The 21,732-nt window shown below is 64.2% G+C and carries 20 protein-coding genes and 1 tRNA gene; 16 read left to right on the forward strand and 5 right to left on the reverse strand.

Annotated elements, in window-relative coordinates:
- Positions 1-5: 5 nt before the first annotated feature.
- The 7 genes from IP65_RS18770 to IP65_RS18800 all read left to right on the forward strand — a co-directional run bounded on the left by IP65_RS18770 (position 6) and on the right by IP65_RS18800 (position 7,521).
- A complete protein-coding gene (locus IP65_RS18770; protein ID WP_054132644.1) occupies positions 6-2,165 on the forward strand; it encodes a PQQ-dependent dehydrogenase, methanol/ethanol family in 2,160 nt (719 codons plus the stop codon).
- A 60-nt stretch (positions 2,166-2,225) separates the two neighbouring features.
- Positions 2,226-3,740, forward strand: a complete 1,515-nt coding sequence (locus tag IP65_RS18775; protein WP_054132645.1) for an aldehyde dehydrogenase family protein — start codon at positions 2,226-2,228, stop codon at positions 3,738-3,740.
- 157 nt (positions 3,741-3,897) lie between these two features.
- A complete protein-coding gene (locus IP65_RS18780) occupies positions 3,898-4,770 on the forward strand; it encodes an amidohydrolase family protein (protein WP_022677623.1) in 873 nt (290 codons plus the stop codon).
- Complete coding sequence (locus IP65_RS18785) at positions 4,767-5,231, forward strand: beta-lactamase hydrolase domain-containing protein (RefSeq protein WP_022677624.1); 465 nt, start codon at positions 4,767-4,769, stop codon at positions 5,229-5,231. Before IP65_RS18780 ends, IP65_RS18785 begins: the two co-directional genes overlap by 4 nt.
- The gene (locus IP65_RS18790; protein WP_054132646.1) at positions 5,228-5,977 is read left to right on the forward strand and encodes an SDR family NAD(P)-dependent oxidoreductase; all 750 of its coding nucleotides are present in this window, start codon (positions 5,228-5,230) and stop codon (positions 5,975-5,977) included. Before IP65_RS18785 ends, IP65_RS18790 begins: the two co-directional genes overlap by 4 nt.
- 12 nt (positions 5,978-5,989) lie before the next feature.
- Positions 5,990-6,766, forward strand: a complete 777-nt coding sequence (locus IP65_RS18795) for a glutathione S-transferase family protein (RefSeq protein ID WP_054132647.1) — start codon at positions 5,990-5,992, stop codon at positions 6,764-6,766.
- A gap of 17 nt (positions 6,767-6,783) precedes the next feature.
- Positions 6,784-7,521, forward strand: a complete 738-nt coding sequence (locus tag IP65_RS18800) for an alpha/beta fold hydrolase (protein WP_022677626.1) — start codon at positions 6,784-6,786, stop codon at positions 7,519-7,521.
- 128 nt (positions 7,522-7,649) lie between these two features.
- On the opposite strand, the gene IP65_RS18805 is transcribed toward IP65_RS18800, so the two are convergent.
- Together IP65_RS18805 and purU are read right to left on the reverse strand one after the other, a co-directional pair.
- Positions 7,650-8,051: a VOC family protein gene (locus IP65_RS18805; RefSeq protein ID WP_022677627.1), complete on the reverse strand. Its 402-nt coding sequence runs from the start codon at positions 8,049-8,051 to the stop codon at positions 7,650-7,652.
- A 16-nt stretch (positions 8,052-8,067) separates the two neighbouring features.
- Positions 8,068-8,922 carry a formyltetrahydrofolate deformylase gene (gene purU / locus IP65_RS18810; protein WP_054132648.1) on the reverse strand — a complete coding sequence of 285 codons (855 nt, stop codon included), beginning with the start codon at positions 8,920-8,922 and terminating at the stop codon, positions 8,068-8,070.
- Between the two features lie 124 nt (positions 8,923-9,046).
- On the opposite strand from purU, the gene IP65_RS18815 reads away from it, so the two are divergent.
- From IP65_RS18815 to IP65_RS18825, 3 genes are all read left to right on the forward strand, one after another.
- Positions 9,047-10,447, forward strand: coding sequence for an aminomethyltransferase family protein (locus tag IP65_RS18815; protein WP_054132649.1), 1,401 nt, complete (start codon positions 9,047-9,049; stop codon positions 10,445-10,447).
- Positions 10,448-10,672: 225 nt separating this feature from the next.
- Entirely contained in the window at positions 10,673-11,548 is an 876-nt protein-coding gene (locus IP65_RS18820; protein ID WP_054132650.1) for a methylenetetrahydrofolate reductase, read from the forward strand.
- A gap of 12 nt (positions 11,549-11,560) precedes the next feature.
- Positions 11,561-12,232 (forward strand): alpha/beta fold hydrolase, encoded by a 672-nt coding sequence (locus IP65_RS18825; RefSeq protein ID WP_054132651.1) that lies wholly within the window; start codon positions 11,561-11,563, stop codon positions 12,230-12,232.
- Positions 12,233-12,259: 27 nt separating this feature from the next.
- Here IP65_RS18825 and IP65_RS18830 read toward each other — a convergent pair whose 3' ends face one another.
- Positions 12,260-13,642 carry an aminotransferase gene (locus IP65_RS18830; RefSeq protein WP_054132652.1) on the reverse strand — a complete coding sequence of 461 codons (1,383 nt, stop codon included), beginning with the start codon at positions 13,640-13,642 and terminating at the stop codon, positions 12,260-12,262.
- Between the two features lie 160 nt (positions 13,643-13,802).
- On the opposite strand from IP65_RS18830, the gene IP65_RS18835 reads away from it, so the two are divergent.
- From IP65_RS18835 to IP65_RS18855, 5 genes are all read left to right on the forward strand, one after another.
- The gene (locus tag IP65_RS18835; protein WP_082350257.1) at positions 13,803-14,612 is read left to right on the forward strand and encodes a GntR family transcriptional regulator; all 810 of its coding nucleotides are present in this window, start codon (positions 13,803-13,805) and stop codon (positions 14,610-14,612) included.
- Positions 14,613-14,880: 268 nt separating this feature from the next.
- Positions 14,881-15,225 carry a hypothetical protein gene (locus tag IP65_RS18840; protein WP_022677635.1) on the forward strand — a complete coding sequence of 115 codons (345 nt, stop codon included), beginning with the start codon at positions 14,881-14,883 and terminating at the stop codon, positions 15,223-15,225.
- Between the two features lie 430 nt (positions 15,226-15,655).
- Positions 15,656-15,730, forward strand: a tRNA-Ala gene (locus IP65_RS18845).
- Positions 15,731-16,304: 574 nt separating this feature from the next.
- Entirely contained in the window at positions 16,305-17,009 is a 705-nt protein-coding gene (locus IP65_RS18850) for a DUF5343 domain-containing protein (protein ID WP_156306742.1), read from the forward strand.
- Entirely contained in the window at positions 17,009-17,602 is a 594-nt protein-coding gene (locus tag IP65_RS18855; protein WP_054132654.1) for a Swt1 family HEPN domain-containing protein, read from the forward strand. The genes IP65_RS18850 and IP65_RS18855 overlap by 1 nt, the downstream gene beginning before the upstream one ends.
- 105 nt (positions 17,603-17,707) lie before the next feature.
- Here the strand turns inward: IP65_RS18855 and IP65_RS18860 are convergent, their stop codons facing one another.
- Positions 17,708-18,094 carry a hypothetical protein gene (locus IP65_RS18860; RefSeq protein ID WP_054132655.1) on the reverse strand — a complete coding sequence of 129 codons (387 nt, stop codon included), beginning with the start codon at positions 18,092-18,094 and terminating at the stop codon, positions 17,708-17,710.
- Between the two features lie 553 nt (positions 18,095-18,647).
- The gene (locus tag IP65_RS18865) at positions 18,648-20,594 is read right to left on the reverse strand and encodes an NAD(P)-binding protein (RefSeq protein WP_054132656.1); all 1,947 of its coding nucleotides are present in this window, start codon (positions 20,592-20,594) and stop codon (positions 18,648-18,650) included.
- A 103-nt stretch (positions 20,595-20,697) separates the two neighbouring features.
- Here IP65_RS18865 and IP65_RS18870 point away from each other — a divergent pair.
- A partial coding sequence (locus IP65_RS18870; protein ID WP_082350258.1) for a PotD/PotF family extracellular solute-binding protein occupies positions 20,698-21,732 on the forward strand: 1,035 nt, incomplete at its 3' end.

Consider the following 21,732-nt stretch of genomic DNA (forward strand, 5'->3'; position numbering starts at 1 on the left):
GAGTGATGCGGAACGGGTTCGTGGCTGGGTTGGGCCTCGCATCGTTGGCGGCGCTGGCGCTGGCAGGGTGTGGCAAGGCGGTGGGTGATGCGCCGGCGGGCGCGGCGACAAGCGGGGTGACCGATGCCCTGATTGCCGCGGCCCCGCAGGATGAATGGCTCAGCTACGGGCGCGATTACGGCGAGCAGCGCTTTTCGCCGCTCGACAAGATCAACACCGGCAACGTCGGGCAACTGGGCCTGGCCTGGTCGGTCGATCTCGATACTGCGCGCGGCCAGGAAGCCACGCCGCTGATGCACGATGGCGTGCTCTACACCACCACCGCCTGGTCGATGGTCAAGGCCTATGACGCGCGCACCGGCAAGGTGATCTGGCAATACGATCCCAAGGTGCCGCGCGAAACCCTGGTTTCGGCCTGCTGCGACGCGGTCAACCGCGGGGCGGCGCTCTATGGCGACAAGATCTATGTCGGCACGCTGGATGGGCGGCTGATCGCACTCGACCAGAAGACCGGCCATGTCGTGTTCGACAAGGTCGTCGTGCCCGATCCCAAGAACTATGCCATCACCGGCGCGCCGCGCGTGGTGAAGGGGCGCATCGTCATCGGTTCGGGCGGCGGGGAATACCGCGCGCGTGGCTATATCGCGGCTTATGACGCGCAGACCGGCGCGCAGGTGTGGAAGTTCAACACCGTGCCCGGCAACCCCAAGGACGGGTTCGAGAACAAGGCGATGGAAGCCGCCGCCAAGACCTGGACCGGCGACTGGTGGACGCTGGGCGGTGGCGGCACGGTGTGGGATTCGATCACCTATGATCCCAAGACCAACCTGATCCTGTTCGGCACCGGCAATGCCGAGCCGTGGAACCCGGCGCCCGCCGGGCGCAGTGGGGATTCGCTCTACACCTCGTCGATCGTGGCGGTGAATGCCGATACCGGCGCCTATGCCTGGCACTATCAGGAAACGCCCGAGGATCGCTGGGATTTCGATTCCGACGCGCAGATCACGCTGGCCGACATGACGATCGACGGCAAGCCGCGCCACGTCGCGCTGCATGCGCCCAAGAACGGCCATGTCTATGTGCTCGATGCGCAGACCGGGCAGTTCCTGTCGGCCACGCCCTTCGTGCCAGTGAACTGGAACACCGGGATCGATCCAAAGACCGGCCGGCCGACGATCAACCCCGAAGCGCGCTATGAGAAGACCGGCAAGCCGTTCATCGGCCTGCCGGGTGCGGGCGGGGCCCATTCGTGGCAGCCGCAAAGCTTCAGCCCCAAGACCAACCTCTTGTATATTCCGGCCAACGTCGCCGGCTTCCCCTATTTCGCGGCCAAGGACTGGAAGCCCAGCGGCATGGGCTTCCAGACCGGGATCGATGGCTATACCACCGCGATGCCGGCCGATCCCAAGGTGCAGGCCGGTGCGCTCGCCGGCACGACCGGCGCGCTGATCGCGTGGGACGTGGCCAATCGCAAGGTGGCCTGGCGGGTGGACCAGGTTTCGCCGTGGAACGGCGGCATCCTGTCGACTGCCGGCAACCTCGTGTTCCAGGGCAATGCCCAGGGGCAGTTCGTGGCCTATAGCGCCGACAAGGGCCAGAAGCTGTGGTCGTTCCCCGCGCAGAGCGGCATCGTTGCCGCGCCGATGACCTATGCCATCGGCGGCGAGCAATATGTGGCGGTGATGGTCGGCTGGGGCGGCGTGTGGGACGTGGCCACCGGCATTCTCGCGCACAAGGGTGGGGCATCGCGCAACATCAGCCGCCTGATGGTGTTCAAGCTGGGCGCCAAGGGGCAATTGCCGCCGCCGCCACCCAGCAATGCCGGCCCGCTCGATCCGCCGCCGCTGACCGGCACGCCCGAGCAGGTCGCCCATGGCGGCATGCTCTATGGCCGCTATTGCAACGTCTGCCATGGCGACGCTGCGGTGGCCGGTGGGGTGAACCCGGATCTGCGCCATTCGGGTGCGATCGGTTCGGCCGAGGGCATCAAGATGGTCGTGCTCGATGGCGCGCTGCACGAGGCCGGAATGGTCTCGTTCAAGAGCGTGCTGACCGCCGACGATGCCGAGGCGATCCGCCAGTACCTGATCGCGCGCGCCAACCAGGACAAGGCGCTGGAGGCCAAGACCGGCCAGCGCATCGGCAAGGGCACGGCGCGCAATTGACGCGCGCTTGGCCCGGTGAAACTGTTATGATACATTACAAATAATGGAGAGGAGTCGGCCATGAACGAGATGACGACGATTTCGCGCGAGCAGCGCGCCTATTCCCCGCAAGCGTCGGCCTTTCTGGCGCGCAAGCCGCAGCTGTTCATCAACAACGAATGGGTGGACAGCAGCCACGATGCCGTGATTGACGTGGAAGACCCCTCGAGCGGCAAGATCGTGGGCCATGTCGTCGATGCATCGGACAAGGATGTGGACCGCGCCGTGGCCGCCGCGCGCGCCGCGTTCGATGATGGCCGCTGGTCTGGCCTGCCGCCGATGGTGCGCGATCGCACGATGAACCGCCTGGCGGATCTGCTCGAAGCCAATGCCGATCTCTTTGCCGAACTCGAAGCGATCGACAACGGCAAGCCCAAGACCATGGCCGGCGCCATCGATATTCCCGGCGCGATCAGCCAGTTGCGCTTCATGGCCGGCTGGGCCAGCAAGATTTCGGGCGAAACCACGCAGCCCTATACCATGCCCGGCGGGCAGGTGTTCAGCTACACCGTCCGCGAGCCGGTGGGCGTGTGCGCGCAGATCGTGCCGTGGAACTTCCCGCTGCTGATGGCCTCGCTCAAGATCGCGCCGGCCCTGGCGGCGGGCTGCACCCTGGTATTGAAGCCGGCCGAGCAGACCTCGCTCACCGCGCTCAAGCTCGCTGATCTGGTGGTGGAGGCCGGCTTCCCCGCCGGCGTCATCAACATCATCACCGGCAATGGCCACACCGCCGGCGATCGCATGGTCAAGCACCCCGATGTCGACAAGGTGGCCTTCACCGGATCGACCGAGATCGGCAAGCTGATCAACCGCAATGCCACTGCCAGCATGAAGCGCGTGACGCTGGAACTGGGCGGCAAGAGCCCGGTGGTGGTGATGCCCGATGTCGACGTGGCGCAGGCAGCGCCGGGCGCGGCGGGTGCGATCTTCTTCAATTCGGGCCAGGTCTGTGTGGCGGGCTCGCGCCTGTTCGCGCACAAGTCGGTGTTCGATCAGGTTCTCGAAGGCATGGCCGCCACCGCCCCGTTCTGGAGCCCGCGCCCCAGCCTCGATCCCGAGGCGCACATGGGGCCGCTGGTCAGCAAGGAACAGCACGAGCGGGTGATGGGCTATATCGAAGCGGGCAAGCGCGATGGTGCCAGCGTGGTGATGGGCGGCGACGTGCCGGCCAGCGATGGCGGCTATTACGTCAACCCCACGATCCTGGCCAACGTGAACCCGCAGATGAGCGTGGTGCGCGAGGAAATCTTTGGCCCGGTCGTGGTGGCGCAGCGCTTTGAAGACCTGGATGAAGTGGCGCGCATGGCCAACGACACCTGCTTTGGCCTGGGCGCCGGCATCTGGACCAAGGATGTGGCGACGATGCACAAGCTGGCGGCCAAGATCAAATCGGGCACCGTCTGGGGCAATTGCCACGCCATGATCGATACCGCGCTGCCGTTCGGCGGCTACAAGGAATCCGGCCTGGGCCGCGAACAGGGCCGCCAGGGCGTGGAGGCCTATCTCGAAACCAAGACCGTGATCATTCAGCTGTAAGGCGCTGATTTAAAGCGCGCCTTTTTCTCTTCGTCACCCCGGGCTCGACCCGGGGTCCCGCTTCTTCGTTCCGCAGTGCCGGTTTAGGTGCCAAGCGGGACCCCGGATCAAGTCCGGGGTGACGAAAGATGAGGCGCACATCGCAAGGACTGCATTGATGCCCATAGACCTGTCCAAGATCACCGCCATCGACGTGCACGTGCATGCCGAAGTTTCGTGCCACGATCCCGAAGATCCGGTGATGGGCAAGTTTTTCGATGCGGCATCGAGCTATTTCAAGGCGCCGCGCGAGCGGCCCAAGATGCCTGAGATCGCGCAGATCTATCGCGACCAGAACATTGCGTTCTGCCTGTTCACGGTGGACTGCGAGAGCGGCATCGGCGCCAAGCGCGTGTCGAACTATGAAATCGCCGAATTTGCCGCGCAGAACGATGACGTGTGCATCCCCTTTGCCTCGATCGATCCGCACAAGGGCAAGTACGGCGCGCGAGAAGCGCGGGACCTGATCGAGAACTATGGCGTCAAGGGCTTCAAGTTCCACCATATCTGCCAGAACATCCATCCGGCCGAGCAGGTTGGCTATGCCATCTACGAGGTGATCAACCACTACAAGCTGCCGGCGATCTTCCACACCGGGCATTCCGGCATGGGCACCGGGATGCGCGGCGGCGGGGGCATCCGTCTGAAATACGGGCAGCCGATGCTGGTCGATGATGTGGCGGTGGATTTCCCCGACATGAAGATCATCCTGGCGCACCCCTCGTGGCCGTGGGTGGATGAAAGCCTGTCGATGGCGCTGCACAAGGACAACGTGTTCATCGACCTGTCGGGCTGGAGTCCCAAGTATTTCCAGCCGCAGATCATCCAGTATGCCAATACCCAGCTGCGCAAGAAGATGCTGTTCGGCAGCGATTTCCCGCTGATCCGGCCCGACAAGTGGCTCGACGCCGCGCGCCAGGTCGGCTTTCGCGACGACGTGCTGCCGGGCATCATGAAGGACAACGCCGTGCGGTTGCTGGGCCTGGAATGACCTCCGATCCGGCCGACATCCGCGCGTGGCAGCGGCTGGGGGCCGATGTCACCACGTCGGGCCGGCTGGAGCCGCGCGACGTGGCGCGGCTAGCCGGGCTGGGCGTGGCCCATGTGATCAACCTGGCGCTGGAAACCCACCCAGAGGCCCTGCCCGAAGAGGGCGCGCGGCTGGCGACGGCGGGCATCGGCTATACCCATATCCCCGTGCCGTTCGATGCGCCCGATGACGGGCATTTCGCCGCGTTCTGCGCAGCACTGGATGCAGCGCCGCGCCCGGTGCACGTGCATTGCATCATGAATTGGCGGGTGGCGGCGTTCTTCTATCGCTGGCACCGCGCGGTGGCCGGCATGGGCGAGGGGCAGGCGCGCGCGCTGATGGCCCGGCAATGGACGCCAGAAGGGTCTGACCGGCCCGAGGCGCAGGTCTGGGCCGCGTTCATCGCAGGCGGGCGGGCATGACGGATTTCGCCGGCCGCCATGTGGTGATCACCGGGGCTTCCAGCGGGATCGGCCGCGCGACGTCGCAGCGCGTGGTGGCCGGCGGCGGCACGGTAACCCTGATTGCCAGGCGCGCCGCCTTGCTGGAAGAGGCGGTGGCAGAATTGGGCGGCGCGGCCGGATGGGCAGTGGCAGACGTGGCTGACAAGCCGCAATTGCTGGCGGCGCTGGACGCGGGTGTGGCTGCGCGCGGCGCCATCGACGGCCTGTTCTGCAACGCCGGTATCGGCGGCACGTTTGCCGCAGTGGAAGACTATGGCGACGCGGCGTTTGCGGCGGTCATGGCGGTCAATGTCACGGCGGTGTTCCACGCTATTGCCCATGTCGTTCCAGCGATGAAGCAGCGCCGGCGCGGCGCGATCCTGGTGACCGGCAGCCTGGCGAGCGAGCGCGGCATGGCGATGAACGCGGGCTATGTCGCGTCAAAGCACGCGGTGCTGGGCCTGTCGCGCGCGGTCGCGCTGGAACTGGCGCCGTTCGGCGTGCGCTGCAATTGCGTGGTGCCCGGCTTCATCGAAACCCCGATGCTCGATGCCCTGCCACCCGATGCCGCGACGGCGATGGCCGCCCGCGTGCCGCAGGGCCGCACCGGCAGTGCCGATGAACTGGCGCAGGTCGCTGCCTTTCTGCTGTCGGATGCCGCAGCCCATGTCACCGCGCAAAGCTGGGCGGTGGATGGCGGCATCCTGGGAACCCTGTCGCTGTAACGGAGTGCGACCATGGCCTTGACCTATTACCACGCCGAACCCGTGGCGAACTCGCTCAAATCGATGATTCCGCTCAAGGAAAAGGGTCTGGGCTATACCAGTCGCTATGTCGATCTGCACAAGTTCGAACAGCACCAGCCGTGGTTCACCGCAATCAATCCCGAAGGACAGGTGCCCGTGCTCGATCACGATGGCACGATCATCACGCACACCACCGTGATCAACGAATACCTGGAAGATGCCTTTCCCGATGCCCAGCCGGCCGATGGCCCGCTGCGCCCGCGCGACCCCGTGGGCGCGGCGCGGATGCGCTATTGGAACAAGTTCGTTGACGAGCATGTGATGAACCACGTGTCGATGCATGGCTGGCACCGCATGGTCGGGATCATCGCGCGCAACATCGAGAATGGTGAATTCGAAAAGCTGCTGGAAAATATCCCGCTGCCCGACCAGCGCAAGAAATGGGCCACGGCGCGATCGGGCTTTTCCGAAAGCGACCTGGCCCATGCCCTGGACAAGATCACTTATGCGGTGGACAAGGTGGAACGCCAACTGGGCGAAACCGCCTGGCTCGCCGGGGATAGCTATACCCTTGCCGACATCAACTTTTATGCCCATTGCGGGATGATGGTGGAGCGGATGTTCCCCGAACTGGATATCGCCGTGCGCGCGCCGCGCCTGGTGGCCTGGCGCGATCGCATGACCGCACGGCCCGCCGTGGCCGCTGCGCTGGCGGGCGAGGATCGCACCGCGCCCGGCCTGCGCACCTGGACCGGGCACGCGCGTTAAAAGAGGATTGCAGGAAAATGGCCGGTTTCGTTCTGATCCATGGTTCGTGGCACGGTGGCTGGTGCTTTGACACCGTGGCCGCGATCCTCGCCGCGCGCGGGCATACCGTGGTGGCGCCGACGCTGCCCGGCATGGGGGGCACCGCCGAGGAAATGGCGGCGGTGACACTGGAGGACTGGGGCGATTTTGCCGCGCAGCATTGCGCCGATCTCAAGGCCCGGCTGGGTGGCGCGCCGGTGGTTCTGGGCGGGCACAGCCGTGGCGGCCTGGTGGTGAGCACGGCGGCCGAACGCCATCCCGAGGCGATGGATAGCCTGGCCTATATCTGCGCGATGATGCTGCCCGCTGGCCTGTCGCGCGCGGAATTCAAGGAGATCGTTGGCCCCAATGCGCCGTTCGAGGCGATCATCAAGCCCCTGCATGGCAGCATTGCCACGGTGATCGATCCACTCGACGGGGCAGGCGATGTGTTTGCCCAGCTTTCCCCGCCTGACGCGGTGGCCGCCGTGCTGCCCCGCCTGATGGCCGAGCCAAGCGAGCCCCGCCGGCAGAAGATCGTCGTCACGCCCGAGCGTTGGGGCAGCAAGCCGCGCACTTATGTGGAATGCACGCAGGATCGCACGATCCCGATCGACAGCCAGCGCCGCATGATCGCCATGTCGCCCGGTGCGCAGGTCATCACGCTGGAGGCGGACCACAGCCCCTACCTGTCGATGCCAGAGGCCCTGGCCGACGCGCTCGAAGCGGCGATCTGATCCTCCCCGTATCGGGGAGGGGGACCGCGCGAAGCGTGGTGGTGGGGATTGGCCACTGAAGCGGCGTTCAAGGTAGAAACGCCCCTCCACCAGCCTGCGGCTGGTCCCCCTCCCCGTGTCGGGGAGGATTAATCGGCGAAGAAGTTCAATTCCAGCAGCACGTTGTTGGGATCGGCCACGAAAATCTGGCGCAGGCCGATCGCCGCGACGAAGTTGGTCTTGGCCTCCAGGCCCATGGCCGCGATCCGCGCGCTGACGGTGTCATGCCCGGAACAGTTGAGCGCGACATGGTGGATCGCGCCGGTCACCCGGCCCGGCTCCACCGCGCGGTCATAGGTGCGCGGGCAATCGGTGCTGTTGATGTGCAGCACGGCCCGCCCGCCCTTGTCATAGAGCCACTGCGCGTTTTTCGGGGTCAAGGGCGGGGGCGCGTCGCGCTGCTCAAGCCCGAGCAGCGCGACATAGAAAGCGCAGGTTTCGCCCAGACGGTCGGTGATGATGTTCACATGATCGAGGGCGTTGACCTGCATCTTGCTTCCTTTCCCGTCAGCTTTTGAACACGACCGTCTTGTTGCCGTTGAGCAGCGCGCGGTCTTCCAGGTGCAGCCGCACGGCTTCGGCCAGCACGCGGCGTTCGATATCGCGGCCCTTGCGCACCAGATCATCTGGCCGATCGGCATGAGTCACGGTTTCCACATCCTGATGGATGATCGGGCCTTCGTCGAGGTCTGCCGTCACATAATGCCCGGTCGCGCCGATCATCTTCACGCCGCGCGCGTGGGCCTGGTGATAGGGCTTGGCGCCCTTGAAGCTGGGCAGGAACGAGTGGTGGATGTTGATGCAGCGGCCCGACAGGAACCTGGCCAGGTCATCCGAGAGGATCTGCATGTAGCGGGCCAGCACGACCAGCTCGGCGCCGGTTTCGGTGACGATGCGCTTCACTTCCGCTTCCTGCTGCGGCTTGGTGTCCTTGGTGATCGGCAGGTGGTAATAGGGGATGTCGCCGATCAGCGAGATCGACAGCGCTTCCTTGGGATGGTTGCCCAGGATGGCGACCACTTCCATCGGCAGTTCACCGATTCGCGCGCGATAGAGCAGATCGCCCAGGCAGTGGTCGAACTTGGACACCATCATCACCACGCGGCGCTTTTGCGCGGTGTCGCGCAGGTTCCAGTCCATGCCATATTGCTCCGCCACCGGGGTGAGGGCATCGCGCAGCATTTGCGCGCTCTTTTCGCCCGGATCGAACACCACACGCATGAAAAAGCGCCCGGATTCAAGGTCGTCGAACTGCTGCGCCTCCAGCACGTTGGCGCCCTGTTCGAACAGGGTGCCCGATACGCGGGCAACGATCCCCGGCACGTCGGTGCAGGAAATGGTGAGAATCAGCGGTGCGGCCATGGTCAGTGTCTCTCCCGTCGTTGTCTCGCGCCGGCCTGTCGATTTTGCCATTGCGAATCTGATTTGATATTGTATGTGTTGCATACAAATTTCAACCAAGCATTTTTAGTCGGGAGAAGATTGCATGGCCGCGACCAACCTTGACCAGCTGCTGCAGCAAAATGGCGACATCGTCGGCATGCTGCGCAACTCGCAGCTGGGTGCCTATGTCTATCCGGTGGTGGCACCGGAATTTTCCAACTGGCGTTCGGAACAGTGGGCCTGGCAGCACTCGGCGGTGCTGTTCGACCAGTCGCACCACATGGTGAACCTCTACATTCGCGGCAAGGACGCGCTCAAGCTGCTGTCCGACACCATGATCAACAGCCCCAAGGGCTGGGCGGTGAACAAGGCCAAGCAGTATGTGCCCACCACCCCCTATGGCCACGTGATCGGCGACGGCATCATCTTCTGGGAAGAAGAAGAAAGCTTCACCTATGTCGGCCGCGCGCCGGCTTCGAACTGGCTGCGCTATCACGCCGCCACCGGTGGCTATGACGTGGAAATCGAGCTGGACGACCGCTCGCCGATGCGTCTGATGGGCAAGCCGGCCAAGCGCAAGGAATGGCGCTTCCAGATCCAGGGCCCCAATGCCTGGGCCGTGATCGAAAAGCTGCACGGCGGCCCGCTGGAACAGCTCAAGTTCTTCAACATGAGCACGATGAACATCGCCGGCAAGACCGTGCGCACGCTGCGCCACGGCATGTCGGGCGCGCCGGGCCTGGAAATCTGGGGCCCCTATGAAGAGCAGGACGAAATCCGCGCCGCCATTCTCGAAGCCGGCAAGGAATTCGGCCTGATCGCGTGCGGCAGCCGCGCCTATCCGTCGAACACGCTGGAATCGGGCTGGATTCCCTCGCCGCTGCCCGCGATCTACACCGGCGAAAAGCTCAAGGGTTTCCGCGAATGGCTGGGTGCCGACAGCTATGAAGCCACCGGCTCCATCGGCGGTTCGTTCGTGTCGGACAACATCGAGGACTATTACCTCAACCCGTGGGAACTGGGCTATGGCTCGTTCGTGAAGTTCGACCATGAGTTCCATGGGCGTGAAGCGCTGCAGGCGCTGAACCCGGCCGACCAGCGCAAGAAGGTCACGCTGGCGTGGCACCCGGAAGACATGGCCAAGATCATGGCTTCGCTGTTCAACCCCGATGGTGACCAGTACAAGTTCTTCGACGTGCCGCTCGCCAACTATGCCTCGTCGAACTATGACCGCGTGGTCGATGCCGGCGGCAAGACCGTGGGCCTGTCGATGTTCACCGGCTATTCCTACAACGAAAAGCAGGCGCTGAGCCTCGCCACGATCGATCCGGAAATCCCGGTCGGCACCGAAGTGCGCGTGGTGTGGGGCGAAGAAAACGGCGGCACCAAGAAGACCACCGTTGAACCGCACAAGCAGCTGGAAGTGCGCGCGATCGTATCGCCCGTGCCGTACAGCCGCGTGGCCCGCGAAGCCTACGCCGAAGGCTGGCGCACCGGTCGCTGAGGCCCAGCCGCCATTGCGCCCATACCGGCCTGCGAACGGCACTGTTTCGCGCTTCCGGTGCTCACGTACCTAAAGTACGCTGCGCTCCGGCTCGCGAAACAGCACCATTCTCGGCTCGGTCTGGCCACAATGGCGACCGGACCTCGTCACCGCTCTCTCCCTGCCGCTTGGCGGGGAGGGGCACTACCCCAAGCATAACAACACGAATGGGCGAGGGATCAGAGGATGGCATACGCACAGATTCATCCCAATTGGGACAAGGAACCCGCCGGGATTACCGATGGGTATTCGCTGGAAATGACCGCCAAGGACATTGCGTCCCTGCGCGAGGCGGCGCCTCTGATCCCCCCTGAAACGCCCGTTGCCGTCACCTATCTGCCGGGCGAGGAAGCCCAGGCCCGCATTGCCGCCACCGTGGCCGTGCGCGAGCTGGGCTTTGAACCGATGCCGCATTTTTCGGCGCGGCGGATCATCGATGTGCCCGAATTCGAAGCCTATCTGAAGGCCGTGGTGGAACAGGCTGGCGTGCGCCGCTGCTTCATCGTGGCCGGTGACCCGGCAGAGCCGCAGGGGCCGTTTTTCGACAGCTCTGCGCTGATCGCCACCGGCGCGTTCGAACGCGCCGGGATCACCGCGATCGGCATCGGCGGCCACCCCGATGGCCACCCCAACATGACCGAGGCGGAATGCTGGGCCGTGCTGGACAAGAAGGTGGCCGAAATCACCGCGCGCGGCATGGCGCCGCTGATCGTCACCCAGTTCGGGTTTGATGCCGATTCCTTCCTAGTCTGGCTGGAAAAGCTGCGCGCGCGTGGCATCGATGCGCCGGTGCGGATCGGCGTGCCGGGCCCGGCCGGGATCAAGCGCCTGCTGGGCTTTGCCGCCCGCTGTGGCGTGGGTGCCTCGGCCAGCGTGATGAAGAAGTACGGCATTTCGCTGGGCAATCTGCTCGGCAGCGCCGGGCCGGACAAGCTGGTCGATGCCTTTGCCAGTGGCCTGGGGCCGCAGCATGGCCGCGTGCGGCTGCATTTCTATCCGTTCGGTGGCCTCGCCAAGACCGTGGAATGGATCGAGGACTATCGCCGCCGCCATCCCGCCTGAAAGGCACTGATCATGACCGATTACGTACTGGTGCATGGCGCCTGGTGCGGCGCCTGGTGTTATGATCGGCTGGCGGGTGAACTGCGCGCCGCCGGCCACCGCGTGGTGGCGGTCGACCTGCCGGGGCTGGGGGCTGACGCCGCCCGGTTTCATCCCGGCATTTCGCTGCGCGACCATATCGCCCACGTTGCCAGCGAAGTGGCGCGGGCCGGCATCGATCGCTTCGTGCTGGTTGGGCACAGCTATGGCGGCATGGTCATCACCGGCGTGGCGGCGCGGCTGGGCGCGCGGATCGATGCGCTGGTCTATGTCGATGCCTTCGTGCCAGCCGATGGCCAGTCGCTGTGGGATCTGACCGGGGAATGGGAGCATGCCCACTATATCGATGGGCAGAAGCACAGCCCTGGCGCCATCGCCCCGCTGCCCGGTTTTGCCGATCCGCGCCTGACACCGCATCCGCTGCTGACGCTGGTTGAAGCGGTGCAACTGACTGGGGAAGAGGCCAAGGTGCCGCAGCGCAGCTATATCTTCGCCACCGGGTGGCAGCCCACGCCGTTTGCCCGCTTTGCCGATGCAGCGCGCGCCGATCCCGCCTGGGAATACCACGAGGTGGGTGGCGGCCATTTCGTCATGGCCGATGCACCGGAGGCCTTGCGCTCCATCGTGCTGGGCATGGCCGGCTGAGCGCAAGCGCAGCCGGCGTTCTGCGGTTCAGAGCGTGGCGAGATCCGCTTGCGCGGCGTCGAGCGCGGCCTTGATCGTATCCACCAGCTGGTCGATCTCGGCATGGCTGATCACCAGCGGCGGGCTCATCACGATGGCATCGCGCACCGCGCGCACCATCAGCCCGCGCGCGATGCAATGGTCGCGTACGATCGGCGCGGCTTGCCCGCCCTTGCCATGGCGACGGTTGGTGCCCTTTTCCGCCACGATCTCCACCGCGCCGATCAGGCCGAGCGAGCGCGCCTCACCCACCAGCGGGTGCGGGGCCAGCCGCTCTGCCAGCGCGGCGGCAAGGTAGGGGCCCGTGTCGCGCGCGGTGCGGCCCACCAGGTCTTCGCGCTCGATGATATCGAGATTGCGCAGCGCGACAGCGGCGCAGACCGGATGGCCGGAATAGGTGTAGCCATGGGTAAACTCTTCGCCCGAAGCGCGCAGCGTCTCGACGATCTCGCGGCTGACCCCGGTGGCCGAAATCGGCAGGTAGCCCGAGGACAGCCCCTTGGCCATCGAGACGATATCGGGGGTGAAGCCGAAATGCTGGAAGCCGAACCAGGCACCCAGCCGGCCAAAGCCGCAGATTACCTCGTCAGACACCAGCAGAATGCCATACTTGCGGCAGATCGCCTCCACCCGTTGCCAATAGGTGGGTGGGGGAATGATCACGCCGCCCGCGCCCTGCACAGGTTCGCCAATGAAGGCCGCAACGTTTTCCGGGCCGACCGCCAGGATGCGCTCCTCGATCGCGGCCGCCGCGCGCGCGGCAAAGCTTTCGGCATCTTCGCCAAAGCCTTCACCGAAATGATAGGGCTGCATCACGTGTTCCACGCCGGGGATCGGCATGCCGCCCTGCACGTGCATGAAATCCATGCCCCCCAGGCTGGCAGAGGCGACGGTGGAGCCGTGATAGGCATTGCGCCGGCTGATGAACACGGTGCGCTGCGGCTGCCCCTTGAGCGCCCAATAGGTGCGCACCAGGCGGAACACCGTATCGTTGGATTCCGATCCGCTGTTGTTGAAGAACACATGCTGCAGGTTGCCGCCGAGCAGGCCGGCCAGGCGTGCGGCCAGCTCGATCGGGGGCGGCGTGGCGGTGCGGAAGAAGGTGTTGTAGAACGGCAGCTCCAGCATCTGCGCGCGCGCCACCTCGGCCAGTTCCTCGCGGCCATAGCCCACGTTGACGCACCACAACCCGGCCATGCCATCGAGCAGGCTGTGCCCTTCGCCATCGGTGATCGTGCATCCCCTGGCATGCGTGATCACACGGCTGCCGCCCAGCTGCTGTTGCAGGGCATAGCTGGATTGCGCGGGCAGATGGTGCGCCACGTCTAGCTGGCGCAGGGTGGCGATGTCGTGATTGCGAACGGTGGTCATGAAACGGTCCTGATGGATTCTAAGATCACAGATACGGTTGCCCGATCGGGCCGTCAAACGAAAAGCCTTGGCCTTGGCGTGCAAAAGGTTCATCACGGTAGCCAATTGAACGGGCATGGCCCAAGATCACGGCAGACAGGTTCATTTGGAACAGACAGGCATGAAAAACGGCGCCGGCACGGCCAAAAGCCCGGCCAAGGTAGCGGCCAAGAGCGCGGCCAAATCCGCCGCAAAAACCGGCGCTGCCAAGGTGGCAGCGGCCAAGGCGCCCATCGCGCGGGCGGCCCGCGCGGCCAAGGTGGCGGTGGCCCAGGCTGACGAGGGCGAAGCGACGTCGTCGCTGCGCGAACAGGTCTATGAAGACCTGCGCTATCGCCTGATCACTGGCAAGATCGCGCCGGGCGTGGGCATTTCCACGCGCGGTCTGGCGCAGCAACTGGGCGTGAGCCAGATGCCGGTGCGCGATGCGCTCAGCCGCATCGCCGCCGAAGGGGCGGTGGATATCCGCTCCAAGCGCGCGGTGATGGTGCCCAAGATGACGCTGGAGCGCTTTGACGAGATCATGCGCCTGCGCACCCTGCTCGAACCGGTGGCCGCCGTGGCCGCGCTGCCGCACATCAGCGCCGAGCGCCTGCGCGACATTCGCGCCGCCGACGAGGCGACCGACGCCGCGCTGGGCGAGGGTGACGTGAACGCCTACATGGAATCGAACTTCCGCTTCCACTCGCTGATCTATGGCGCCGCGCCGATGCCGCTGGCCAACCGCATGATCGAAAGCCTGTGGATGCAATTCGGCCCGTTCATGCGCGTGGTCTATGGCCGCTATGGCACGGCGGCGATGGTCGATCACCACCAGGCCGCGGCCAAGGCGATAGCCAAGGGCGATGCGCAGGGGCTGCACGATGCCATCGCCGGCGATATCGGCGATTGCGCCGATCTGATGCAGGATTGGGAACGGCTGAACCTTTAGGGTTCAAACTCGATTGGCATAGGATCGTGATCGCCCATGGAAGCCCGCCGACAAGGAGTGCAGCGCAGACGCGTAGCACTGCTACGCGCAAGCAAGCGACGCTGCTCGGCGGGCTTCCATGGGGGACCGCTTCGCGGCGGGCGCCTTTTGGCGCCAGGCAGCGTCGCGCGTCGGTCACGATGGAATGCCATCGCTCCCTCCTTGCTCCTCGCCTGGCGCCAAAATGCGCGCCGTCACGACCCTATGCCAATCGAGTTTGAACCCTAATATGGCAAGAAAACACGCCAAGCGCGGCGGCTGGACGGACGACGAACCAGAAGCGGCCGAAGACGAAGCCCCGCCGCCCGTTCCCTGCTGGCTGTGCGGCCGGCCCACCGGCACCACCATCGTGTGGCACCACCCCGTGCCCAAAAGCCGCGGCGGGCGCGACGTGGTGCCGATGCACGGCATCTGCCAGCAGACCCTGATCGCCAACTTCACCAACTCCGAACTGCAACGCGCCGGCCTCGACGTCGACGTGCTGCTCGCCCACCCGCCGATCCGCAAGTTCGTGGATTGGGTGGCGAACAAGGACCCGGACTTTACCGCGAGTGTGACGAAGAAGGGGCGGTGAGGGCTGCTTTCGACCAATATACGCCGCTCCGACGACGCACTGGGATCGACAGCTCACGCCGGAAGCGGACGAACCGCCGCTACGCCGACGCTCGCTAATCGCCAAAAAACATCAAGGCTGGTGTCCGTGCGTCAGCCCCAGTGTCGATGATCGCAGTCGTGTTGGGCTACCTTGGCGAAGTCGTCGCTGAAGCGCCGACCGCTTTCGACCAAGGCCTGGGGCGTTTGTAAGGCATATGGGCTGGCGGTCGTGCCCCCGGTGCCGCCGCCCGTTCTTCTCCACTGATTTAGCGCGGGTTCGCATGCGCGACCCGTGCAAAGAGACAATCTAGGCAAGCTACCCCGCCACGGCCCGCGGCAGGTGCTCGGCACATTTGTTGGCGCAGAGCCCTTGAACAAGCGATACGCCGCACCATATTCAGGTCCGGCGTGCCCATGTAGCTCAGCTGGATAGAGCGCCCCTTTCGCAAGGGGGAGGTCGTAGGTTCGATTCCTATCGCGGGATACGGTGCGAAAGCACCAGGGGCGGATCAGTTGCCGGGAGGTGCTGGTCCGCCCTTACCTTATCTGTGGCATGTTTCGCGCAGCAGCGCGGTCGCCAAGCGCGAGCTGGGGCGGCGACATCCGTAATGCTACAGATCACAGCGCCCCAAGCCACCCTCATCGTCGCCGTAATAACCCTTGTCACGAGTTTGGTCGGCTGGTTCGATCGAGGGCTCACGTTCCTCCTCCACCGTTGGTGGACGGGCGCCCCCACACGGGAAGACGCCGCGTACCTTAACCGCGTGGCAGGCCACCGACACGCGGCCATAACATCGGGGCCAGCTATCCTCCTTCTGCCTTGACGCTGCCAGCACCCTGCGCCCTCGGGCGTGGGGTGCTGCTATGACGGGCATCTAATGTCGAATTGGGGCTCGCGGTAAGCAAGCGATTCTGATGGTTCCGTTTCCTTGGTTCGCAACCGCTGCGTGTAAGGGCGTTGTAAGTTTAGCGGTCAAGTTCTCGACGCGTCGATGATTTGGCTGATACTTGCGATCCGCATCATTGTGAGTCAAACTCGCCGTCCTAGGGGGATTTGACTTGGCAACTGAACAGAAGGGTGCGGCAGCGCCCGCAGAGGCAGCGGCTTCAGCCGCCAATTCGGAAAAGACCGCTCGTCGCAAGATACCTGGCGGGCTTCCTTACACCTCCAGCCCCGGGGTGCTGAAGAGGGTGTTGGAGAAGATTCCGACCTCCGAAAAGCCCGGCACGTTCACTACTGACTTCCTGGGGACCGTGATGGGGGCGACAGGCGGCGCCGCGCGGCCAATCATTCCCATTCTAAAAGCCACCGGCTTGCTTAATCAGACGGGCGCGCCGACCGAACTATATGCTCAGTTCCAGACGGACGCAGGCCAACCGGCCGCCGCACTTAAGGCGCTTCGTAACGGGTTTGCAGAGGTTTTCAGGCGGAACCAATATGCGCACAAAGCGGATGAAGCCGCGCTCATAGACGTTATCGTAGCAATCACGGGACTGCCGAAGAAGGAGGGGATCGTCCGTTATATCCTCACCACGTTCCAAGCATTTCAGGATTACGCAAAGCAAGCCCGCGAAGATGCCGGTGGCGAAGAGCAGAGCGACAGTGGTCAGCATAACGATGGTGCGCCACGGCCCGCAGACCAAAGCGGAGGCGGAAATGGCCGTCTGCAACTCGCATATAACATCAACGTCGTTCTGCCTGAGACTACAAACGTGGAAGTTTACAACGCTATCTTCCGCAGCCTCAAAGCGAATCTATTATAATGAATGACCACACGATCGAACTGTTCGTCCTCAAGTGCGCCGTCATAGAGACGGGGCTCCGGACTACTTTGGCCGAGTATGATACCGCCCAGTCCCGTGGGCTTAGTCAGGCAGACGACGAGCAGCTCGAACCCTTCATCAAGCAGTTCGATCTAGCAAACCGCAAGAACGCTGCTCACATGTCCCGCTACTACGAGATTTTCTACCTTCTTGAGAACGACATTCGCCGTCTCATCGTAGAGACGATGGAATCGGCGCACGGTGCGAAATGGTGGGACACTCGCGTGCCACCCGGCGTCCTCGAGGAGGTACGAAAGAATCGCGAGCGGGAGGCACAGGCAGCCGTGTCCGTCCGTTCAGAGGACGATATTGACTACACGACCTTTGGTCAGCTCGGAGACATAATCCGTGCCAACTGGTCCGATTTTGCAGGGATGCTCAGCAATCAGTCGGCGGTGTCGCGGGTGATGGCGGCGCTAAACATGCTGCGGGGAACGATCGCCCACTGCGGAGTTCTGGCAGAAGACGAGGTTGACCGTCTGAAGCTGGCGATCCGGGATTGGTTCAGGGTATTGGAAGGGCCGAAGAGCTGAGCGATCGCCGATCGGTAAAATCGAGCAAATTCGCGCGCGCTTTAAAAAGATGGCGGCGCAGCCGGCATTGCCAAAAATTGACCTATACCTCGACCCCGTAGCAGATCAGCTAGTCCCCTTGCTCAAATCCGCTTCAGTGACGGCAACACGCGACAGATTGAATTCCTCAACCTCTATCCCGCGCTCCCGAGCCGCTTCCAGGGTCGAGCGCCAACGGTCGAGCGAATGTGGTCCAATCGCTTGGTCACACTCTACCTGAATATCGACGACCGAGCCCATCTTAGCGGGATCGTTACCGAAGCCGCCGGTTTCAGGATGGTGAAGCCGCCACCAGATATGACGCACGATGAGGTCTTCGGTGTGCCCATACACCTTGTCGGGGCGGTGTATCGACAAATACGAACCGATTGACGGCAGGACAGGTGCTTCAAATTCAAGGCTGTAGTCAGGGCTGGTGCGCCCAATCTCTCTCACGACAACGATGAACTTCATGATGCTCTCCCTGCCAGCGGACCATAACGCCGAGGCTGGCTGATTACCAGCAAAGCCTGCATGGCAACTCTTACACTGCTCTTCCACGACCACGCCGAGCGCGGGCAGGAGTGACCCTAAAATTGTATACATACCTGTATTTGATAGATAATTTGGTGGATGCACTTGAGCTCGAACCAAGGGCCCGCTGATTAAGAGTCAGCCGCTGAGGCCTGCGCTCCCGTGGCCGCAAACTTAAGGCTGCCAGTCCGGTGCCGGCCCGAGTCCTGTCCTTCTGGAATGCCGACCAACTAACCCTGAACGTGATTTCCTGACAAAAACCGCCGTCCGATATGTTGCGTGCGAACGGCGGGAATGTCCCAATCTCGGTCAAGGTGCTGATTGTTCTGAATATTGCTGGCTCAGACCCACTCCTTCCGCAAGCACTTCGCCAACAAAAGGGGTGCAGGGGCGATGGCCCTTGCGTTTTCCCTTTTTCTTCAAGCCTCTTGCCACGCCTCGCACCACCCCCAACCCCCTCCTCTGAAGAGGAGGGGGCTTTGCGCGTCGCCCTTTATCCCAGCAATTCCCCCACCGCGCGCCAGGCTTGGTCGATGGCGCTGTCGGTATAGGCGGCGCGGCCGCTGTCGGAGTTGGCGATGGTGATCGCGCCGAAGCGCTGGCGGGCGATCTTGTTGGGGGCTTGCGGGTCGTCGTCCTGGTGCTTGTCCCACAAGGCGTTGTATTCCGGGGCATAGCCGTGTGGCCAGCGGTTGACCGTGATCGCGGCGATATCCTTGTCTGCGTCAAAGCCATAGGGGCCGAGCGCACGGGTGAGGAGGTCGCGGACGCGGGTTTCGTAGGTGGCGAGGTCGGTGCCGAGCAGTTCCATGCGGCCGGCGCGGCTCTGGTCGTGTTCGGGCAGGCCGGGCTGGTGGGGAATGCCGGTCATGTGCAGGACGATGGGATCGTCGGGTGATTTGGGGCCGGCATAGCCGCCGATCGGCACGGCCTTGTCCAGCCCGGCGTTCTGGAACCAGGCCTGGGGAAACTGGATGCCCGAAAGCCCGGCCTTGGCAAAGGCGCGCCAGTTGTCGAGCGCGACGCTGACATAGACCAGCGGCTCCTTGACCAGTTCGTGCAGGGCTTCCTTCTGCGCGGCGGGCAGGCTGGGCACGAGGTAGGGGATGATCATGTTGTAGCAGGCCATGACCACGTGGCGCGCGGCCACCTTGTGCACCTTGCCGGCGTGGGAATAGACCACGTCGGCCCCGGCCTGGGCGCGGTTGACGGCGTGGACGACGATGCTGGAGAGGCGAAGGCGCACCGCGTTGTCTGGCCGGTCGAGCGCGGCATAGTCGGTGGGAGCGAGGATCGACTGTTCGACGGTGAGGCCCGGCGCCATGAAGCCGGGGATCAACTGGGCGACCAGGCGGCGGGCGATCGTGGCGTTGCCATCGGGGAAATGGAAATCATAGCTGCCGCCGGTGCTGGCAAAGCCGCGCGGGGTATAGCCCATGCGCATCGTGCCGCCGGGATCGAGCTTGAGGCCCTTGAAGCCGGGGAAGAAACTGGTGCCCCAGGCATCGAGCGCGCTGATCCCGTCCGCGCCCACGCACCACCAGCCGAGCGGGCGGTTCTGGTAGAACAGCATGGCTTCTTCGCCCAGGCCGCCATGCTTCATCAGGTAGTCGCGATAGCTGATGGTGGCGAGGTAATCCTTGCGCTGGTCCATCGCCATGGCGCCGAGCGGATCGGTGGCGCCAGCCTCCAGCGCGGCGATCTGGGCGCGCGCGGTGGCCGAAAGCGGCGACTTGGCCAGGGCATCGGCCAGCGGCACATCATCGGGCAGGCGCACCAGCGCATCGCTGCCAAAGCTTTCCTTGTCGAAGAAGGCGGCGCGGCCCAGCTTGAGCCCGGCAAACATGCCTTCCTCCACCTCGGTATCGCCGCCATAGGCCTTGGCCAGCGCGGGCACGTCGATCCCCAGGCGGCGCAGCAGGCCATCGGCCACCTTGCTGTAGGGCGTGGGGCTTTCGATGCCGGCGGTGCCGCCGTTCATCAGCAGGGTATGGCCGCGCACGCGAAATTCATTGCGCTTGGCATGGCCGCCGAAATCATCGTGGTTTTCGAGGATGAGGATGCGCGCGGCCGGGTTGCGATCACGGTAGAACAGCGCTGCGGACAGCCCGCTGATCCCGCCGCCAACCACCACCAGGTCATAGCTTTCGTGCGCCGGGCCGGCCAGCGCCTGGCCCACCGCCTGGCCATCGCGCAGGGCATGGGCCACTTCGAACGAGCCAACGTGCGATCCGCGCAGGCCGGTGCGCAGCGGCGGATAGTAACCACCCGGTTCGCCAGGATGCACGGGCAGGGCGGCGGTGGGGGAGGCAGGCTTGGCCGGGGCGGCAACGGCGGGCGTGGCCAGCGCGGCGGCGGCCGTGGCCGAACCGGTCTGCACGAAGGCGCGCCGCGTCAGCCGTCCGCCGGCCATGCCCTTGGGTGAGCCATCGCGTGCCATTGTCGTTTCCCCGTGATGAAAGGCTTTACCTGTATCCTGTGATCACATATCGTGGGTAAAAGCAATGCCCGAAAATCCAACCGGGCCAACCATGAGGGCAATCATGCAAGCAACCCCTTCGCGGCGCGGATTCCTGGCCGGCCTGGGCACGGCAGCGGTCGGCATCACGTTTTCCGGGCTGGCGGGGTGCAAGAAGCATCCTTCGCAGATGGTCAATTTCTACAACTGGGATACCTACGTCGGCAAGCACACGCTGTCGGGCTTTGAGCAGGCCAGCGGCATCGGCGTGAACATGAGCCTCTATTCCAACAACGACGAGCTGTTTGCCAAGCTGCGCGGCGGCAATCCGGGCTATGACGTGGTGGTGCCGGCCAACGATTTCGTGCAGCGCATGGCCAAGGCCAACATGCTGATGCCGCTGGACCATGCCAAGATTCCCAACATGAAGAATATCCTGCCGCGGTTCCAGGATGCGCCGTTCGATCCGGGCCGCAAATATGCCATGCCCTATACCTGGCTGGTGCTGGGCATCGGCTATCGCAAGTCAAAGATTCAGGGCGTGCCCGACAGCTGGAAATGGGTGCTGGATTCGCCGCAATACAAGGGCCGCATAGCCGTGCTGTCTGACGCGGCAGACCTGTGCCGGCTGACCGAAATCTACCTCGGCGCCGATATGAATACGTTCGACAAGGCGACGCTCGCCAAGGTGCAGGACCTGCTGATCCGCCAGAAGGGCAACATCGCCACGTTCCATGACGACAATGGCCAGGATCTGCTGCTGTCTGGCGATTGCGACATCGTGATCGAATACAACGGCGACATCGCCCAGGTGATGCGCGAGGACAAGGACCTCGCGTTCGTGGTGCCCAAGGAAGGCAGCATCCTGCAGTCCGACCAGCTGTGCATTCCCGCCGGCGCGCCCAATCCCGATGCGGCGCACGCGTTCATCAACTATCTGCTGAGCGCAGACGCGGGCGCCGATATCTCGCGCACCATTCGCTATCCCACGCCCAATGGCGCTGCGCTGGCGCAGATGGACGCCGAATATCGCGACAACCCCGCGATCTTCCCGCCCGAGGCGGCGCTCGCCAAGTGCCAATACGCCAACTACCTGGGCGAAGATGCCTATCGTGCGTTC

It is taken from the genome of Novosphingobium sp. AAP1, from assembly GCF_001295765.1.
Taxonomy (GTDB): domain Bacteria; phylum Pseudomonadota; class Alphaproteobacteria; order Sphingomonadales; family Sphingomonadaceae; genus Novosphingobium; species Novosphingobium capsulatum.

Bases quoted from the DNA above. Each gene is read 5' to 3' on its own strand.
- IP65_RS18770 (WP_054132644.1), top strand. From the start codon at position 6: ATGCGGAACGGGTTCGTGGCTGGGTTGGGCCTCGCATCGTTGGCGGCG.
- IP65_RS18775 (WP_054132645.1), top strand. From the start codon at position 2,226: ATGAACGAGATGACGACGATTTCGCGCGAGCAGCGCGCCTATTCCCCG.
- IP65_RS18780 (WP_022677623.1), top strand. From the start codon at position 3,898: ATGCCCATAGACCTGTCCAAGATCACCGCCATCGACGTGCACGTGCAT.
- IP65_RS18785 (WP_022677624.1), top strand. From the start codon at position 4,767: ATGACCTCCGATCCGGCCGACATCCGCGCGTGGCAGCGGCTGGGGGCC.
- IP65_RS18790 (WP_054132646.1), top strand. From the start codon at position 5,228: ATGACGGATTTCGCCGGCCGCCATGTGGTGATCACCGGGGCTTCCAGC.
- IP65_RS18795 (WP_054132647.1), top strand. From the start codon at position 5,990: ATGGCCTTGACCTATTACCACGCCGAACCCGTGGCGAACTCGCTCAAA.
- IP65_RS18800 (WP_022677626.1), top strand. From the start codon at position 6,784: ATGGCCGGTTTCGTTCTGATCCATGGTTCGTGGCACGGTGGCTGGTGC.
- IP65_RS18805 (WP_022677627.1), bottom strand. From the start codon at position 8,051: ATGCAGGTCAACGCCCTCGATCATGTGAACATCATCACCGACCGTCTG.
- purU (WP_054132648.1), bottom strand. From the start codon at position 8,922: ATGGCCGCACCGCTGATTCTCACCATTTCCTGCACCGACGTGCCGGGG.
- IP65_RS18815 (WP_054132649.1), top strand. From the start codon at position 9,047: ATGGCCGCGACCAACCTTGACCAGCTGCTGCAGCAAAATGGCGACATC.
- IP65_RS18820 (WP_054132650.1), top strand. From the start codon at position 10,673: ATGGCATACGCACAGATTCATCCCAATTGGGACAAGGAACCCGCCGGG.
- IP65_RS18825 (WP_054132651.1), top strand. From the start codon at position 11,561: ATGACCGATTACGTACTGGTGCATGGCGCCTGGTGCGGCGCCTGGTGT.
- IP65_RS18830 (WP_054132652.1), bottom strand. From the start codon at position 13,642: ATGACCACCGTTCGCAATCACGACATCGCCACCCTGCGCCAGCTAGAC.
- IP65_RS18835 (WP_082350257.1), top strand. From the start codon at position 13,803: ATGAAAAACGGCGCCGGCACGGCCAAAAGCCCGGCCAAGGTAGCGGCC.
- IP65_RS18840 (WP_022677635.1), top strand. From the start codon at position 14,881: ATGGCAAGAAAACACGCCAAGCGCGGCGGCTGGACGGACGACGAACCA.
- IP65_RS18855 (WP_054132654.1), top strand. From the start codon at position 17,009: ATGAATGACCACACGATCGAACTGTTCGTCCTCAAGTGCGCCGTCATA.
- IP65_RS18860 (WP_054132655.1), bottom strand. From the start codon at position 18,094: ATGAAGTTCATCGTTGTCGTGAGAGAGATTGGGCGCACCAGCCCTGAC.
- IP65_RS18865 (WP_054132656.1), bottom strand. From the start codon at position 20,594: ATGGCACGCGATGGCTCACCCAAGGGCATGGCCGGCGGACGGCTGACG.